Here is a 17,151-nt window from a genome sequence, read left to right as displayed (position 1 = left end):
AACAGCTTTTATATAATTAGTTCTTTAATATTTTCATTTTTATTACCTGTTGCCTGTATCTGTTGCATACCAATTATCACTGTTAGCTCACGGGATAATTCCCGAATGGTCGAATGTTTGAAGAAAACATCCACAGGCAATTGCATATTGAATAGCCGATTGAGTTTTCCTGCCAGCGTCATGGCTTTCAAGGAATCTCCACCCAGTTCAAAAAAACTATCATCTATCCTGATATCATCTGTTCCGAAAAATGTACACCATGCATCCAGCAACTGTTGCTCAACAGGAGTTAAAGATGTAGCGTCTGCTTTTTCGCGACGTCTTCCCTTCACTGGTATCGCAGATTGGCTGTTGTCTATCTTCTTTTCCTCCAGGTTAGCTAATCGGGTTTCCAGGTCAATTACAGAAACAACGATTCCCGGATAATCAGTTAAGCCCAACGTTGCCTCGAACACCTGTATCATCTCTGCTTTGGTGATCCCCGTTTGCCCCTCTTCAAATGATAATCCATCTAGATTAACCGTTATCCAGTTTTTCAGTTCCTGTTTTCTGACAGTTACAAAATGATCCATAAAACTATTAGCTGCAGCATAGCCGCCATAAGTAAGTCCACCCAGTATAGCAGCAAGGCTGGAAGCGATCCATACAAAATCTGGCTGCAGCTTGCTGAATACGCTATGTATATTTTGTAATCCTTTTACTTTGGCCACAAAATGTTGATGTACCTGTTGGCTATCCAGATTTATAATAGGATTAAATCCTGAGGGCGACATCTCTCCGGCTAGATGGATGACGCCATCAATCCGGTCAGTGTATTGGGTTGCAAATTGAGACAGTGCATCCAGCCTGCTAATATCCAGCTGATGATAACTTACCGAACCTCCTGAAATACAGAGCGGTTCCAGTAGCCGGATTTTTTCCATAATTTCATCAGGAGCACGTCTACCAGTCAATAATACTGTTGCCTTATAATTTGAAAGCAGATGGGCTGCCAGTACCATACCGATCTTTCCCGTGCCTCCCACAATGAGGTAATGCCCACCCATCTTTAACAAGGGCACAGGTGCCAGGCCCTTTACATCTATCCGTTCATAATCAGGTACCCAGCGGAACCCTTTTCTTAAAGCGACCACCGGCTGATGATAATTTTGCAACAGCTCTCTACGGATCAATGATCCACCATATTCCTCTACATCCAGATGAGCACAACCTAAAGATGGATGTTCCTGGGTCAGCACTTTCAATAACCCCGTTATTGGGGCAAGGGATAAATCATTAGTATTCATCTCTCCAAATACAGACAACAATCCTTCTGTTATAAGGGTCAACTTTTTGAATCCCCGATCTGTCGATATCCCACTCTGAATTAAGTGTAACAAACGAAGAAACGCTACTTCGGGCCCATCAATGATTCCAGCGCTATCCGCCATAACTATCAATTGTTCCGGATAGCTGTCAAGCAGGGTCAATTCAACTGTCAACTGCTCAAAACCGCCCGCCAGATCTTTAGCTGGAATTGTTGTAACCAGATGCCCATCGCTGGTCAACTGATCTGCTATACAATCTGCCAACTCACTTGTGCCTGTCAGCAATAGAAAATGAGTCTTGTTTTTAGTTACCTGACTGGATAAGAAGGCGGCCTTTTTCCATCCCCGGCAATAAAAGGAGTTATTAATATCCTGCTTTCTCCATTTATCCGCATGCATATAACGTGTAAACAACGTTTCCAGATCCGCTTCCACCGGGAAAGGCTTCTTTTCGAAAACATAACCTGGCAATGAAATTCGGGAACCTCCGGCAGACAGCTGGTTCCAATCAAGGTCTACGCCGCCTTCCCAGATTTTTCCAATGCCTTTTAAAAATGCTTTATAGTCATCCGTTTTTTCCTGTGGATGTCTGATCAGTTGAATGACGTCATTTCGTACACCACTTTCATGTAATATTTGCCGGCAAAATCCACCTAATACATTACCAGGTCCTACTTCAATCCATAAAGTATCCCGGTTTGCCGTACCAATGGTTTGCACACCATCCATGAACAGCACCGTTCCTGTAATATGTTTTTCCCAGTAACCAGGAGAACAATGGATCTCTCCTGCCACTTCGCCTGTCAGGTTAGCATAAATGGGTATCTGTGGGGCTGAGAAAGGAATGTGGCTGATTCCTTTCTCAAATTCAATAGCCGCCGCGCTCATCATATCTGAGTGAAATGCATGTGAGGTTTTGAGCCGGGCGACACCGATACCTTTCTCTTTCAGGAGCAGTGCGACGACCTCAATGTCTTCTTCCTGCCCACTTATTACGCAATTTGCAGGAGCATTGATCGCCGCGATACTCACCTTTTTATCTCTGATCAATGGCAATACCTCCTGTACAGGGGCATGAACGCCAATCATGGCTCCTTCCGGCTGTTCATTCATTCTTCTTGCCCTTTCCAATACTATCCGCACCCCATCCCTGAAGGTAAACACCCCACTTATACAGGCCGCAACCAGCTCGCCGATGCTATGTCCTATCATAGCAGTAGGCCGGACCCCATAATGTGCTAACAATTGCGACAATGCATATTCAAACACGAAAAGCAAAGGCTGCGTATAAAGGGTATTATTGATACGGCTATCTGTCATGGCCGGGGGAAACAGCACTTCTATATAACGTTCGCCAGTAAGCGTTTCCAACAACGCACACCCTTCATCAATCCATTTGCGGAAGACGGACGATTGCTGATAGAGGTCCAACCCCATATTTGCATATTGCGCTCCCTGACCGGGAAACATAAAGATGATCTCAGGATGATGAACGGCTGCCTTTACGTCTCTATTGATCACAGATAATTGTTCCGATAGATCAGTTGCCGAACGAGCGGCCACCGATGTCCTGTAACGAAAATGTGTCCTTCCCTGCTGTGTAGTGAATGCAATATTCCTGATAGCTGGGCTTTCAGCAGTCAGCAAAGATTGCAGACCTGTAACCTGATTTCCCAGACCTTCAGCGGTCCTGGCCGAAAATAAAACCAACTCAGTAGCAGACTCCGTTTCTACCTTTTCTGTAAGCTGCATTTCTTCCAGCACAACGTGTACATTAGTACCTCCTATTCCGAAAGCGCTGACACCTGCCCTTAGTGGATGTTCAGCTGCCCCTTCCCACTTTTTAAGCGTATCGTTTACATAAAACGGCCCGCCATTGAAATCAATAGCAGGATTTGGCGCATTGAAATGTAAACTGGGAGGCAGCTCTTTATGATAAAGGGACAAAACAGTCTTTATAAAGCCAGCCACACCGGCAGCAGTATCAAGATGCCCCATATTGGATTTCACTGCCCCTATTGCACAATATTTCTCTTTATTAAAATTAAAGGCTTCATTGAGTGCTGCAATTTCAACCGGATCACCCAGTTGTGTGGCAGTGCCATGTGCTTCAATATATGAAATGGACTCAGGGGCTATTCCCGCAAAACGATGCGCCTGGCGGATACACTCCGCCTGTCCCTCCGGACTTGGAGCGGTATAGCCTACCTTCCTGTTGCCATCATTGTTTACTGCAGAAGCCTTTATAATGGCATAGATATGATCCTTATCCATTATAGCATCTTCCATTCTTTTTAGCACCACCACTCCCGCGCCTTCTCCACTGATCGTACCGGATGCAGCAACATCAAACGTCCGGCAATGCCCATCTGCGGAATAGATCATTCCGGGCTGGTATACATACCCTGGTGTACGGGCAACATCAATCCTTACCGCACCAGCTACGGCCATGGAACACTCTTTTGTCAAAAGGCTCCGGCATGCCATATGAATTGCAGCCAGCGAGGTGGAACAGGCGGTGTTGACAAAATAGGCAGGACCTTTGAAATTCAGCTTGTATGCAATTAGCGTGGGGAGAAAGCTCTTCGTGGTAATTATGTTCGCAAAAAAAGGATCTACATTACTCTCCATTCTCCTGATCATAGATTCGGCTATCCAGTTCAAATGCTCTGAAGCTCCTGCAAAGATGCCTGTTTGCCCCTTGTACCGATTGACATCATAGCCCGCGTCTTCCAGCGCATGCCACACCTCTTCATGGAATATTCTGATCTGGGGATCCATAAGTTGCGCTTCCTCACGTGTATATCCGAAAAAACTATAATCAAAGGAAGTCTTATCCGTAACCACAGACCTGGCACGAATGAACTCCGGCCGGCCGATCTGCTCCTGGCTGATGCCCATGTTCTCTAGTTCTTCCTCACTATAAAAATGTATGAGCTCACCGCCGTTCCGGATCAGCGACCAGAATTCACGGATATTGTCAGCGCCTGCAAACCGGCAGGACATACCTATTACGGCGATATCTTTTTTACTGTAATTACTCATATACTAGGATTCTTCAAATAAGCTAAATACATCGTCTCCCTGATCCGCATTTTCAACTATTAATTCCTCCGGACCTCTATTATTTCCTATAGGCTGTTGATATACGGCTGCCAGCAAACGAATATTGGGATACCGGAACAGGGTGACTACGTTCAGGGGCTTGTTGAAGCGAGCAGTGAATGCATTAACAAGTTTCACCATTGTAAGAGAAGTAGCGCCCAGATCGAAGAAATTGTCATCAATGCTGATCGTGGCCGGATCCCGGCCTAATAATTCAGCAATGATGCTGACCATGGTGGATTCTACCTCATCCCTGGCCGACAGGACCACGGAAGCCCTTTCCGGTTGACTGTCCGGGACAGGTAATGCCTGTCTGTCAATTTTCCCGTTAGGGGTCAGCGGCAGCTTGTGTTGATGTATGAATAATGAAGGAATCATATATTCAGGTAACCCTTTCGATAATATTTCCCTCAATCCGGATATTGGTAACAAACTTTCATAATAAGCTACCAGTTTTAACTGTCCATCCGTACCTGTGAACGGAGTGACCAACACGCCTGTTATTTCGGGGACTTGTGATAACCGGTGCATGATCTCTCCCGGCTCTATCCGGTATCCGCGAATCTTTACCTGTTCGTCTGTACGGCCCTGGTATTCAATACTACCGTCGGGCAACCACCTACCCGCATCTCCTGTTTTATAGATACGCTCTCCGATTATTTCGTGCCGGATGAACTTCTCTTCAGTCAATTGTTTATTATTCCAGTACCCTTTGGCAAGTGGGATGCCTCCAATATGTATTTGCCCTGTTACACCTTCAGGAACGGGATTCCCTTTTTCATCAAGTATGTAAATCCTGGTATTGGCCAATGGCTTTCCTATAGGTGGTGCGTTGAGCCCATCCCTACCTACAATATGGTCTGTGACCATGACAGTACCTTCTGTAGGGCCATACTGATTTACTAACCTGTAAGGTAACTGACTTACATTAAGGCGCGGTAATCTATCACCTCCAATCAGGATATACTTCAACCGCAGATGGGCAGGGGCAGGTATGCGGATCAATTCTCCAACCAACGCCGGTGGCACGAAGGCATGCGTGATGCCATTGTCGGAATAATACCGCATCAGGCCATAACTATCCATCTTCAGCTGATCAGGTATAATATGAAGTACAGTACCTGTTAGCAAAGCAGACCATAGCTCAAGCGCACTGGCATCAAATCCTGGACCGGCCATCATTGTCGAAGCATTTCCCGGCGCTACCCCGTATCTTTCCTGGTGCCAGTGTATAAGGTTCACCATAGAGGTATGTGCAATCATCACCCCTTTAGGCGTACCCGTTGAACCGGAAGTATAAATGACATATAACAGATCATCCGGCCTTACAGTTACCGGCACATCTGTTGCCGGATAACTTTTCTCAGCATCCAGACTAAAGACTTCAATCCCTTCAAACTTGTTTAACAGCGGCGATAATGCATTATTCGTAAGAACGATCCTGGCATCCGTATCAGATAATATAAATGCAATCCGCTCTTCAGGATAAGCTGGGTCAATAGGCACATAGGCGGCTCCTGTTTTAATGATAGCCAAAATAGCAACTACCTGCATGGCAGATCGGTGCAGAAATACGGGTACAATGCTACCCTTACCGATTCCTGCCTGGTACAGATAAGCTGCCAGCTTATTGCTAAGATGATCCAGCTCACCGTAAGTGAGCACAACCGCTCCTTCTACCAGGGCAGGCAGCTGATAAGTAGAAACCATCCGTTGCTTAAATAGAGTAAGCACACTCTCCTGATCAGGATACCTGGAAGTAGTTGCATTATTTTCACGTACTAAATGATGTACCTCCTGTTGAGACAGATAATTTATTTCTTGTACCGGTGTAGCCGGATGCTCCAGCAGGCCGGCAAGCATCGCATCAAAATGCCGGATCAGCTGAGTGGCAAATGCAGCATCATAAATAGCCGTATTATATTCAAGACGCAGATAAATACCATCTGCACTTTCAGAAAAGTCAAAAACAAGATCAAATTTTATCCCACAGGGACCTTCATCAGATATAATACCATGTGTGCCTTCAACCTTTTCTGCGCCCTGGAAATTCTGTAACATGATCATCACATCAAATATTACGGAACGGCTCAGATCACGTCTTACCCCCAGCTCCTCCACTAAACGGTCAAAAGGATAGATCTGATGCCCGAAAGCGGCAATTATCTGCTTTCTGGCCTCTCCAATTAAATGCAAAAAATGATCATCCCCGTTGATCCTGTTACGCAACGCCAGGGTATTTACATAAAACCCGATCTGGTCTTCCAGCTCTGCATGTTCACGACCTGCCACAGGCGTTCCTAAGATGATATCGTCCTGCCCTGTATAGCGATACAACAGCGTATTGAGCACAGCAACAAGTCCCATAAAAAGGGTAGCCTGACTGTCCTGACACAATGCACGCAGCTCATCTCTCTTCTTCCCATCAATCAGGAATCCTATAGCATGGCCTTCATAAGTCATCACAGATGGACGTCTTTTGTAGGAAGGCATTTGCAGTACCGGCAGCTCGCCGGCTAATTGAGTAAGCCAGAAATCGCGGTGAAGCTTCACATTAGCGGATTGCAACATCTTTTGCTGCCAGGCAGCAAATTCCTTATACTGAATGCGTAAAGGTGAAACAGCAGGCTGCACACCTTTCACCAGCGATGCATAATAAGCGGCTATCTCCCGTTGAAGGATATTTAAAGACCAACCGTCACTGATAATATGATGTAATGTATAATATAACAGGTATTGCTCACTGCCAAACCTGATGAGGCCAATGCGGAACAAGGGGCCCTGTGAAAGATCAAAAGGCGTTTCAACAGCGTCGGATATGATCTGACTGGCTATATCGCTGTCCCATTGTTCATATACCCTGTATTCGGGCACGACACTGAACGACGCTGCTGGTATAACTACCTGTCTGATCTCTCCGGCAAGGTTTTCCCTGAACACGGTACGTAATATTTCATGACGGGCAACTACCAGCCGGATGGCTTCTTCAAAATAAGTAAGCTGGTAATGCCCTTGCAATAATAAATGTCCTCCCAGGTTGTACGACCTCGCAGCATGTTCCATCTGGCTCAATACCCAGATGCGGCGTTGCCCATCAGATACAGGATAATCATTTTCCGCTTCCAGTAATGTAATCTCCTCATAAATACCTCCGGGATTGGAAGCTATTAATTGAGCATGGCCGGACAGTGTACTGTTGCCAAACAGATCGGCCAGGGTTACCTTCACCCCAAATACGCGATAATACCGGTTAAATAGCTGCATCAGGCGTATACTGTTCCCGCCCAGTGCCAGGAAATCGTCCGTCACACTAATGTCTGTAGTCAGCTTTAATACCTCCTGCCATATTTTTTGCACCTTCAGCTCAGTAGCGTTGCGGGGTGCCACGTACCGGCTCTTTTGATCCTCCTTCCTGTAAAGGCTGGCAAGTGCAGCTCTATCTACTTTCCCATTCGGTGTCAATGGAATTGTCGCTACCTGGATGATACGATCCGGGATCATATGCGCGGGTAAGGCGCCAGCCAGCTTTCCGGATAATTGTACCGTATCTGCAGCTTGTTCAGATACTATCCATGCTACCAGCTGCTGCTCGCTACCACTACCCACCGGCATCACTATCGCCTGCTGAATATTTTCTTCCTTCAGTAAGGAAGATTCAATTTCACCCGGCTCTACCCGGTAACCATGTATCTTCACCTGGTTATCTGCTCTTCCCAGATAATCAAGAGATCCTCCCGGAAGTAGTCTTACGCTGTCTCCTGTTTTATAAATGATGCGTCCGGGGCGGAAGGGATCTGAGATAAATTTTGACCTGGTCAGCGCTTCGTTATGCAGATATCCGTTTCCTACACCGTCTCCCCCTATACATAATTCTCCGGCAACGCCTTCCGGCAAAAGGTGGCCCCTCTCATCCAGCACGTAAGCGTATGTATTGATGATCGGATGTCCTATCCCTACTTTTTCTTTCGCATAGGTTCCGTGTATGATCTCAACCGTACAACCCACAGTAGTTTCTGTAGGACCATATTCATTATAGATCAGGATATCTTCTCTAATGCGCTGCAACAAGGCAATATGATGCGGCAATAATTCTTCTCCTCCTACAACAACCTGTCGTACTGATGATGTACTATGCTTATTTTCTTCCAATAAAAGAATATGCGCAGGTGTACATTTAACGAAATTGATTTCGCTCTTAAAGAAAATCTCTTCGAGGCTATTTATTACCGGTTGTTCCTCCGGATAAATAATTAGCTCGCCACCACTGAGAATCGCTCCGAAAAAGCTGGTCACTGTAAGGTCGAATGATAAAGTGGTGAACCAGGGTATTTTGAAAATGACTGCTGAGTCATTGAAATAACATTCAATACAATGTACCAGATAATGATATAAATTTCCGTGAGTGATAGCTACACCTTTTGGTATACCTGTCGAACCGGAGGTGTAAATCACATACGCAAGATCGGCAGGTGTTACAGCTATACCAGGTGATACCTGGATATGCTCACTTTCAATATCTGCAATGATAGCTGCCAATATCTCCTGTTCAACGATCAGCTTACACTTACTATCCTGCGCAATCATCGTGCGTCTGGCCGCCGGGTATCTCACATCAATTGGAACATATGCTGCTCCACATTTCAGAATACCCCATACCAGCAGTACCTGCCATTCACTTCTTTCCAGTTGAATACCTACAAAATCCTTAACACCTATCTGATAATGGAGCGATAACCACCAGGCAATTTTACCTGATAGTTCATCCAGCTCGGCGTAGCTGAAAGAGCGGCTTATTCCACGTACAGCAATACGCTCTGCCTTTTGCCGGCAAATAGATGCCAGCCTGTCCAGAACAGTCTCACTGGCATATTCCCGTCGCGGTCCTTCCAGCACAGCTATCAATTGCGCTTTTTCTTCCTGACGGATATATTCTACCTGATCAATTCTCATCGCTGGACTTGCCACCACCTGCTCCATTAAACCAATAAAATGGTGCATTAGCTGTTGTACGCCCCTGCCATCATAAATGTCTGTATTGAACTCCACACTCATATCCAGCCCCCCCTCTCTTTCCGTGAAATAGATCAGATGATCAAACTTGGCGGCCACCTGCCCTTCATCATAAATCCGGCCAGGCGTCATATAAGAGGACTCGTTGTTGTTCCGCTCATTGTGCAGTATCAACATTATATCAAATAATGGAGAATGGCTCATGTCCCGTTTTACTTCCAGCTCATCCACGAGCCTGTCAAATGGATAGGACTGATGATCAAAAGCATCCAGGATGACCAGCTTTATCTTCTCCAGTAAACTGGAGAATGTATCTTCCGGCAAAAATTTCATTCTGAGCGGAAGAGCATTGATATAGAAACCAATCTGGTCTTCCAGTTCAGGCTGATGCCTACCTGCTACAGACGTACCAATGATATTATCTGCCGCACCTGTATACCGGTAGATCAATGTATTTAATACGCCCATTAATCCCATAAACAGGGAGCTTCCATTATCCTGACACAGCCTCGCAAAAGCGGCTGCAAGGCTTTCACTGATACGAGTAGAAAATACCTGCCCATTGAAAGACTTAATAGGGGGTCTTTGAAGAATGGCGGGAAATACAGTAACAGGGAGAGGTCCTGTCAATTGTCCCAGCCAGTAATCGCGATCAGCGTTTAATTTACCGGCATTTAACTGTGTTTGTTGCCATACTGCATAATCCCGGTACTGAATCTTTAATGGCGGCAGATCAGGCACTTTCCCATTATTATATTCCTTATAGGCACCATAAATTTCCCGCTTCAATATCTCTAAAGACCAACCATCACTAATAATATGATGCATATGATAATACAGGGTATACTTACCTGCTGAGGTAATCAGGAGGCCTATTCGCAATAGAGGTCCCTTATCCAGTTCAAAAGGCTTTTTTCCTGCGGCTGTAATGACGGTTTCGCCCTCCTCATCCTGTGAAATATTTTTCAGCTCAATTGATATATCTGATTGATCAGCTGGTATTACTATCTGACGTAGTTCGCCTTCTTTTTCAATAAAAATAGTTCTTAGTATCTCATGTCTTTGCACGACGGTGTTAACAGCTTTGTGCAAGGCGTCTACATGAACCACTCCATCCATTTCAAATGATCCGGATAAAACATAAGCACTGGCTGCGGCTGGCTGCTGACTTAAAATCCAGATCCTCCGTTGTCCATCCGACACCGGATAATCATTGGCCTCTGCAACCGGCAACAACTGTGATCTTGAAGAATATGCCTTTTCTCCAACCAAGCTGGCATGTGCGCTGACGGTAGTATGCCTGAACAATTCCTTTACAGAAACATTTACACCAAAGCAGACCTTATACTGGTTGGCCAGTTGCATGATATGCAAACTATGTCCGCCGATATGGAAAAAGTCAACCGTAGTACCTGGCATAGTATCCAGCTCCAGTAAGGATTGCCATATATTACAGATCCTGCTTTCCGTTTCATTAACAGGGGCTACATAATCGTTACCACCTGCCTGGAGATAATCATCAGGAACAACCAGTGCTTTCCTGTTGATCTTTCCACTTGCGGTCATTGGCCACTCTTCAACCTGGACAAAAACAGCAGGAATCATATAATCAGGCAAATAAAACAATAACCGCTGTCTGATTATATCTACAGGATAAGCTTTCTTTCCCCTGTAAAAAGCACAGATCTGCCATCCACTGGTACGATCTTTTTGTGCCAGCACTACACTTTCATAGATACCGTCCAGCTGTTGCATAGCATATTCAATCTCTCCTGGTTCTATCCTGTTTCCCCTTATCTTTATCTGGTGGTCAGTACGACCAATATATTCTATATTACCGTCGGGCAGCCAATAGCCGATATCGCCCGTACGATACATAATATCTTTTTTCCCAAAGGGTGCTGATACAAATTTTTCAGCAGTAGCTGCAGGCAGCTCAAAATATCCTGCCGCCAGCCCGTCTCCTGCAATGCATATCTCACCCGGTACCCCTATAGGTAAAAGCTGCGCATGTTTGTCGAGTATATATATGCTTACATTGGCAATGGGCTTTCCGATAGGCACAGTCTTATTTCTCTTGTCAATAAACCTCCCGGTAGTTTCCTGTAATAATAAGCCCGGAAGTCTAAAATTACCGCCATTTTCAAGCTGGGAGGCAATGGCCGCCTGCTCGTCCAGCATTGCATCAAAATCGTCTGCGGTAGTATAAGGGTTCATGATCACTGCTCTTAGTACCACTACCCTTTCTCTCTCCAACTCTATTGCCGGATGATCAAACTCAATTTCAGTAAAAGAAACAAAATATTTACCCTGTGTAAATTCTGCCTTTTGCAGTTTCCTGTTCAGCTCATTGATAAATTGCAACTCTTCTGCTGATAACGTCCTGATCCTGGATTTTTTGAGTAATGCTGCCGGAATATAACGATAGGTAAGAATATTCATCTCCGGCGCCGTCATTATCTCAAAGTTATCCCGCTGAGAGATCTTTTCTTCCAGCGACAGGGTCCTGTTGTAGTTCATTTCCATCAATTCACTGAACCCTTTTGCGCCTAACATCTTCAACGCTCCATGAAACAAAAGAGAAACAAATGAACGGGATCCTTCTATACTAAAACGCCCCAGGTCGTAACTACCTTTTCTGGCCTGATAAAATGTATTATTCTCGGAGAAAGAAGCAAAATCAGGAGAGCGGAACAAACATACACTGGCTCCCATTGGCAGATACATTTGCTTATGACCACAAATAGTAACTGTATCTGCTCTTTGTATTCCCTTCAGTTTTTTGGCTAACTGGGCGGAAAAGAGTAACATTCCCCCGAATGCAGCATCGGCATGGAAATGGATCCCATATTGTTCTGCAATGTCAGCAAGCGCATCCAGGGGATCAATACGCCCTGTCTCAGTAGCTCCTGCTACCCCAATGATAGCAAGTACCAGCATGCCTTCTTTTCTGAATCGCTCAATATAACCGATCAGCGTTTTCCTACCCTCTTCCAGATTCTCTTTATCAATATCAAATTTATATACCTGCGAAGTGCCCAGTCCCAGTGTCCTCATTGCCTTATTGATAGAATAGTGGGCCAACCTGGAGCTCAGGACTACCACTCCCTTATACTTGAAGTGGTCAAGTGCTTTTACAATCCCTTCCTCCACAATTCCCCTGAAGCCCTCTCTTGCAGGAAAAGCTTTATTCAATGCATAGCTTAACGCAGTAATATTTGACAAAGTTCCCCCATTGGTGACTACACCGAGACAGTATTGTGCATCCTGTAAATGTTTTTTATAAAAAGTATAGCGCATCCGGTACACCACCTTATGCATCATACCAATCACCTGGCGTTCTATAGTACTACCGGCAAAAGATGTATCAATCTTTACCAGGTTCTGGTTCAGCTCAATCAGTAACGCACTCAGATCTTTGATAAAAGGAGGGATCGTACTGGTCATATGCCCCAGATAATTAGGGCTCGAAACATTCACTACACCTGGTAACAAGTCATTCCTGAGGAACTCAACATACTCTTCAGGAGTCCAGGCCTTGTCTATTGAAACATCGTAAAATTTCTCCAAAGCCTCCCTGGAAGGCAATGGTTTGATAATTTCTTCCCTGCTGTTAAATTCCTCTATAAGACCACTCACATCTTCTTTTATGGAAAGATTAAACTGAGGGACCGCTTCATCTATTAAACTACCATTACCAAACTTATAAGAAGTATCATAACAAGTGGCATCGCCCATGACTTCTGTCGAGCCATAGATATTGAGCAGGATATGATCGGGGAATAAAGAATAAAAGTCATAAGCAAGATCAGCGCTCAGTTGTTCGCCACTACATGTCCAGTAGCGTAGCTGCTCCAACAGGGAAATATCTGTAGATTCCAGCTTTTGCAGGATTGCTTTTAACAAAGATGGTACCAGTACAATACGGGTGACCTGATAATTGGATAATAAACGGATAAATTCAGCAATATCCAATATTTCATCTTTTGTAAAGATGACACTCTTCACACCGGCTAACAGTGGGCCGAACAACTCCCAGATATGATCCACAAATCCAGTAGAAGTTTTCATGGCACTACATTCATCCTTCCCGAAGGAATAATTTTCCCACATCCAGTGCAGGCGATTGATCACAGCACTTTCCCTGATAACAACCCCCTTGGGCCTGCCTGTAGATCCTGAGGTGTACAATATACAGAAGACTTTGTTCTTATGAACAGGTAGTAATTCAAATGCAACATCCTGTATTACATCAATTTCAGTAGCAGCTGTCCGGAGGTGGATCAAAGGAGCACTATCAGCAGCCAATGGCAGCTCTCCATCGGTAATAATCAAAACAGGATCCGCTTCTTCCAGGATCAACGATATCCGTGAAGGCGCATTATGAATATCAACGGGCACATAGATCGCACCAGTCTTTATAACAGCCAGGATGGCAATGACCTGTTCAATGGAGGGTGCGCAACAGATAGCTACCCGTTGGCCTTCCCGGGCTCCCTTCTCCCGGATAAATGCTGCCAGCTGATTACTTCTTTTATCCAATGCTGTATAAGAAATAGTCTCCGCTCCTTTCTGAAAAGCGGTAGCTTCCGGAGAGGTATTTACCTGCCTGGCAAATAGTGCAGCCACTCCTTCCTGAACCGGATAAGCTGTTACAGTATCATTAAATGTATGCAACAGGAGATCCTGCTCAGTTGCATCCAGATAAGCTACTGCAGATAATGCTACATCTGGTTGCTCATTAAGCGCATGTAGTAATGAAGCATAATGATGGGCCAACCTGACAATCGTGTCCTTTTCATAAATATCAGTATTGAAACCCACCTTCATCAGTAAGGCCTCATCTGCTTCATAAAAATCAATGTCCACGTCATATTTTACAGGCTGCTCCCCATGGAAAACAAGGTCCCCTTCCACCACAGGCATGGTCTGTTCTTTTTCATTATGTAAGATGACCATCACATCAAACAACGGCGAACGGCTTGGATCTCTTTTGATGCCAAGGTCTTCCACCATCTTTTCAAAAGGATAATCCTGGTGCTGCAGGTATGCTAATACATCATTTCTCACAGTTCCCAGCAGTTGCCGGAATGTATCGTGTCCTGCAAACTTGAAACGAAGTGGTAATGTATTGATATAAAAACCGATTTGTTGTTGTAAGAAAGACTGTTCACGTCCTGCAGTAGATGTACCGATCACCAGGTCTTCCTGACCTGTATAACGATACATGAGCACATTCAGAACGGCCAGCAATCCCATAAAAGGGGTAGCCTGTTGTTGTCTGCATATATCCTTTAATGCAGCTATATCGGCGATATCAATCTTAAGTGTAAATGAATAGCCATTATGTGAGAGCTTTGCCGGCCTTGGAGACTGTATCGGCAATTCAAATAAAGGCAGCTCTCCCGACAATCTGGATATCCAAAATTCCCGGTGGAGGGTATATTGGGCAGAAAGAAGCTGCTCCTGTTGCCAGTATGCATAATCTTTGTACTGAATTTCCAAAGGTGGCAACGTTGCATGCTTTTTATTAATAAACGCATCATAATAATGCATGACATCTCTTTCCAGCACATTCATAGACCATCCATCACTGATGATATGATGCATATTGAAATACAGTAATTGCTTTAAGGGGCTGAGGCGAAACAATATCACCCTGAATAACGGCCCCGTCGAAAGATCATATAGCTGCTTACTATCTTCGGCGATGAGTGCGCTGGCTTTTCGATCTGCAGCCGGTTCCTTTGAGAGGTCCCTGACCTGTAATCTGAACAGCGCTTTTGATGATGCCTGTACAAACTGCCGTACATGACCCTGTCCGTCTTCTCTGAATGTAGTCCTTAATATTTCATGCCGCTCTACAACCGCATTGATGGCCGCTTCAAACACAATGGGATCCAGCTCCGCCGGCACTTCCATGACTGTACTGATATTATAGGCATTACTCTCTTCTTCAATTTGTTCAGTAAGCCATACGCGCATTTGTGCGGAAGATAAGGGATAAGTGTCCTGTACCGGGGCAGCAGGAATGACCCCTCCGCCTTGCTGTTGCTGGCGCACTTCCCTGAGGTATTCAGTCAACATGGGTTTGTTGGCTCTTATCTTTTCGATCAACTCATCATTGAGCACACCTTGCGGAATCTCTACATCAAGGTTACCATCATCATCCAGGTCAAGGACTACCTCCAAATTTCTTAGGTATACCAAAAGCTCTTGCTTGTTCATATTATTTTCTTAAGGGGTGTAATTACACTGTTACGCAATATTCCCGGTATCATATACCGCTTCAATAATAGCAGTAGCAATCGTTCTGTCGCCTTTATAAGGATTTCTGCCATGTGCCGCCAGCATATTATCCAGGAAGATAATGTCTCCCTGCTGATAGGGGAAAGCAATCATATTTTTCTGATAAGCGGCTTTTATTTCATTGTATTCTGCAGAAGTGATCTCAGTACCATCTCCGAAGAACGTTTCAGAAGTCAGATACTCACTGGGGAAGAAATCATCATGAGACAGCTCCAGCTCTTCATAACGGGAGAAACGATGAAAAAAGAATGCGTGATTGAACCATGTTTCCTCCTGTGTCACCGGATGTTTTACTATTGCCGCCTTCACCCATTCTATCACCATATGATTTTCTCCCAGTAATTCATATCTGATATTGTTCTTCCTGCAGGTTTCATCCACCACCTTCATATCATCCGTCTGGAACACCTCCTGCCAGGGCATTCCAAGGTCGGGCAACAGATTACGGCGATACATCACTCCTTTTTGCCTGAACTTATCTGCCAGCTCGGGGCTTATATCCTGCAATACGCGCCGGGAATCAGCGATAGGCGTTTCTCCTCCTTCTTTAGCAGGTACAATACAACAGAATACGATCTTCTGACCCCAGACGCGGCTATATGAAGATTCATTGTGCATGTTAATAGTCCGCTCATTTGGATATATGGTAGAAGTATAGATATTCCTGATCTTATTATCCAGCTCATGCCTGGGAGATGACCTGAACATATAGGGTAGCGGCGCTGTATCAAAGCTGCACATAAAATCATTAAAATCAGCGACTGTATTTATTTTAAAACCACGGAATAAAATACCACCATGTTTGAGCAGATCCTGCTCAAATTCCTCTTTATGGGCTTGTATCCACTCTTTAAGACTCACTTCCGGAGAAGTGGGCGAGATTAATAAAGGCAATACCTGATCGCTGTTTTGCAGAAAAGGGTGCTTGGTCACTTCGTAACCTTCAGTTGTTTGGATGATGCTTTCCATATAATAGGACTTTTAAATTTTGATTCTTTCTTTTGGGATAACAGTCTGTGGAGACTGCTGTGAATTGATCCATTTTATATTCTGGATCTCATTTGCCATATATTCAATAGTTGACCCTTTAAAAATGGTCTGTATACTAAGCGTAACGCCAAATTCTTTAGAGATCCGGGATAACAGCTTGATCACTTTGATACTATGACCGCCAAGGTCAAAGAAACTGTCATGAACGCCAATTGGCCCGCTCACACCCAACACTTCCTCCCACAGCGATACCAGACGCGCCTCCATCTCATTGCGCGGCGCTGTATACTTATCCTTCATCCCTTCGGTTGACCATTCGCTCAGCAGCTGCTGACGATCGATCTTCCCATTACCCGTCAGTGGTAATACTGCCAGATGTTCTATATGCGTAGGTATCATATAACCGGGAAGATGAGAGGGAAAAATCAGC

At 44.8% G+C, this 17,151-nt stretch carries 4 protein-coding genes; all 4 read right to left on the bottom strand.

Annotated elements, in window-relative coordinates; translation table 11 throughout:
* Positions 1-8: 8 nt before the first annotated feature.
* A complete protein-coding gene (locus ABDW33_RS16320) occupies positions 9-4,352 on the bottom strand; it encodes a beta-ketoacyl synthase N-terminal-like domain-containing protein (RefSeq protein WP_343691144.1) in 4,344 nt (1,447 codons plus the stop codon).
* Between the two features lie 3 nt (positions 4,353-4,355).
* Positions 4,356-15,650, bottom strand: a complete 11,295-nt coding sequence (locus tag ABDW33_RS16315) for an amino acid adenylation domain-containing protein (protein WP_343691143.1) — start codon at positions 15,648-15,650, stop codon at positions 4,356-4,358.
* Between the two features lie 30 nt (positions 15,651-15,680).
* Positions 15,681-16,700: a TauD/TfdA family dioxygenase gene (locus ABDW33_RS16310; protein WP_343691142.1), complete on the bottom strand. Its 1,020-nt coding sequence runs from the start codon at positions 16,698-16,700 to the stop codon at positions 15,681-15,683.
* Between the two features lie 12 nt (positions 16,701-16,712).
* Positions 16,713-17,151: phosphopantetheine-binding protein (locus ABDW33_RS16305; protein WP_343691141.1), on the bottom strand; the 439-nt coding region annotated here is incomplete at its 5' end.

The sequence above is a fragment of the Chitinophaga sp. genome (assembly GCF_039596155.1).
In the GTDB taxonomy this organism is placed as follows: Bacteria; Bacteroidota; Bacteroidia; order Chitinophagales; family Chitinophagaceae; genus Chitinophaga.
This window is presented reverse-complemented; position numbering and strand designations above follow the sequence as displayed.